Here is a 2985-nt window from a genome sequence, read left to right as displayed (position 1 = left end):
ACACTGTAGGCAACCATTTCTTTTTTCAAGGACCGATTTTCTGGTTTCCAACTAATGACTTTCCAAATTTTCAGCTTAATTAGTAAATACAAGTCTGTGCTTGCAAATGACAAACAATTGGCAACAAAATATCCAACAAGCCCCCACTTAAATGCCAACAAAAAAAGAACATTTAATGTAAGCATTGAAACAGAACCGATAATGCCGCCAATGGCAACATCTGATACCTTTTCGATTCCGCGCGCATAATTATTGAGAATATCCGACATCAGGCTTGTAACGAAATATAAAACAAAGAACTGTGGGTACAACGTCAAGGTTTTTATTATAGAAAAACACTGATTAACACCCACCAGCAAGATGCACAGAACACATGCGACAATGTACCGTCTGACACCAACCATAAAGACTTCACGCTTATCATAGGTTTCATCCAGTGAGAAGCGCATAATTCCATCTGCAATATTCAATGACAAAACTGGAACAATCAAAAAGAGTGTGGTCTGATAGATATCATACGTTCCATATGCTTCTGTTGATAAAATATTTGTATACAGCGGAACCATTAAAAATGATAATATTTTAGTCCCAAAACTGGCCAATGTCATTATGCCAACATTTTTTAAGAGGTATTTGTATTTTTCCATAATCTTCCTGTACGATATTTTTATTCTAGTCTATTGTTTCTACTTCATTAGCAGGCTTCATAACAGCTGCCAATGCTATTGCACCAATCATACCTGCAGGAGCAGAAAGAATTGCAGAGCCAACGGCATGAATTATATACTGCATGTAACCAGCATATAAAAGTGCTTTTTGCTCCGAATTCAAATTCATCCACTTGAACGAGAAGAAGATTCGCACATAAATCAATATATACAAAATCGAACCAATCCATCCGAACTGTCCAATTGCCATCGGCCAGAACGTGTCACTCAAGAAAGATCCATCCTTGGTATTCATTCCGAATAAGCTGTTAAAACCATATTGATAATATAATCTCGAATAATTTCTAGCTGCCTGATCCGAACCGAATGTGGCAAACCCGGAACCCAATGGGAAATATGTATTTGCTGTTTTTCCTCCGTAGTAGAAGAACAAATATCTAGGTGCATTTACATTCATCAGATAAGTTTGAATCTGGAAGGTTCCCAAAAGCAAAACAATCACAGCCATAAACACTACTGTTCTTGTTTTAAGCTGTGCTCTCTTTTGAAAATAAATCAAAAGGAATATAAACATTACCGAAAACAGCAACGGAGAACTTTTGGTCGCTAGGATTAATCCAACGCACACGGCTGCATACGGCAAACGATTGTTGTATTTGTCCTTTGAAATTGAAAGCACAGCAATTGCAACCAATGCAACTGCAAGAAATTGAAAGCTCATCGGAAAAACAAAATTATAGGATTTGATTCCATATCTTTCGTTTTCAGTCATTCCGAGATTCACAAACTGGGATATAATCGCAAATAAGCCTGCGAGGTAGCAGAACAATTTTGCGAGTGGGCGCAGCGCTCTGGACATATCGCTATATACGTCTGATGTAATATAATATTTAAATGCAAAAATCGTCCACAAAAACTTTGTTTCTGAAATGACATCCACAAAAACCGAGAACCATGAATATGCCAATCCACTCATTGCGTTCGAAAGTAAGCCAATAGCAATTACCACAATCAAAAGGAACACCGATATTTGGTCTGATGAGTCCAATCTTCTCTTTAAAAGAAGTATCATAACATAGAACATGCAAACAAGTGCTAGTCCTTCATCGAAATAGGTTCTGCCACCTCGCATTTCGAAATAAATCTGGAATGCAAGAACCAAGATGCAAATCACAGTATGTGAATGATATACTCTTTGTCCAACTTTCACATTCCAACTCATACCGCCACCTCACATCCTGCAAATCTCATATAGTTGCAAAATTGAGTGTGCATAGCACAAGCTGTTTCGCGCTTCAGTCCAGCAAGTTTTTTCTTAATCCATCTGCTTAGGATTACCCCCCCCGTTTAATTGCGTCGATTTTAATAATCATACAATAGAACGGATAAGAAAGTGTTGCGCAAAAATAGGTATAAAACATATTAAAGAAGGCGTTAAATGCCCATATTGCAACCAACATCATCATCGCCATCTTCGATATTTTAATTCCGTTGAATGTCTTCTTGAACAATGTTATAAACATTCCCAAGTACACCAATAGGCCAAACAAACCATAGTCGCTAAAAATTTGAATAAAATCGTTATGTGCCCACAATGGATTTCCAAAATGAGCATAGTTAATCTTGAACAAATAGTTGACACCATTTCCAAATAGAATCCGAATCGGATTGTTTTTGATCATAGTTAAAATATCGTATGTCCAGAAAGTAGATCTTCCGCTAGTGAATGCAGCCAGCGGATCAATGCCGATTTCTGTTCTGCTTGATGCAGATATAAATTTTTCCTTTATCGGAGACAGTAGCACAATTCCAACCAGAACCACTGCTGCTATCGCAATTACAGCAAAATACATCTTTTTGTTTTTGATTTGCGTATAGAGAAACAGCATCCACGCGCACGCCAAAACACCCAGATATGTTCTTGTCGTACCAAGCATGATACACAGCGAAGGTCACAAACATGGCAATTACATATCTCTTCCTATGCCAAAGATTATATTGAACCGCAAGAAGCGCAAATACAAAAATCGCAATTGGACAGAGCAGGAACGTTGTTCCCGCAAAGGAAACAAATCCTCTTGTTTCTCCCTCATACACATAACTGCTTGACAACGGCAATGAAATCAGCACTGCCATTACCCACAGCCCTATAACGCTGTCTACATACTGCTTATGATTTTTCATAAACACTATAGAATCGTCTTGATGGTATATAAAAAAAAGAAAGTATAAAATCAAAAATGGAAAGTAAAAAACCATGTTGCGTACTGAAAAAATGGAAGCCATTGATTGCAACATTCATCAAAACGCCGAGCAC

At 37.6% G+C, this 2985-nt stretch carries 3 protein-coding genes; all 3 read right to left on the bottom strand.

All coding sequences use genetic code 11. From position 1 onward, the window contains the following. The coding region (locus AC075J_RS04225; RefSeq protein WP_476390059.1) for a lipopolysaccharide biosynthesis protein at positions 1-647 on the bottom strand (647 nt) is incomplete at its 3' end. Between the two features lie 25 nt (positions 648-672). Next, positions 673-1890 (bottom strand): hypothetical protein, encoded by a 1218-nt coding sequence (locus AC075J_RS04220; RefSeq protein WP_476390058.1) that lies wholly within the window; start codon positions 1888-1890, stop codon positions 673-675. Between the two features lie 112 nt (positions 1891-2002). Beyond that, the gene (locus AC075J_RS04215; protein WP_476390060.1) at positions 2003-2557 is read right to left on the bottom strand and encodes an O-antigen ligase family protein; all 555 of its coding nucleotides are present in this window, start codon (positions 2555-2557) and stop codon (positions 2003-2005) included. Between the last annotated feature and the right edge of the window lie 428 nt (positions 2558-2985).

This window comes from Blautia sp. ZXY-1-C6 (assembly GCF_056339875.1).
This window is presented reverse-complemented; position numbering and strand designations above follow the sequence as displayed.

What these genes read in the sequence shown, in the direction of transcription:
- AC075J_RS04220 (WP_476390058.1), bottom strand. Translation starts at nt 1,890, where the DNA reads ATGAGTTGGAATGTGAAAGTTGGACAAAGAGTATATCATTCACATACT.
- AC075J_RS04215 (WP_476390060.1), bottom strand. Translation starts at nt 2,557, where the DNA reads ATGCTGTTTCTCTATACGCAAATCAAAAACAAAAAGATGTATTTTGCT.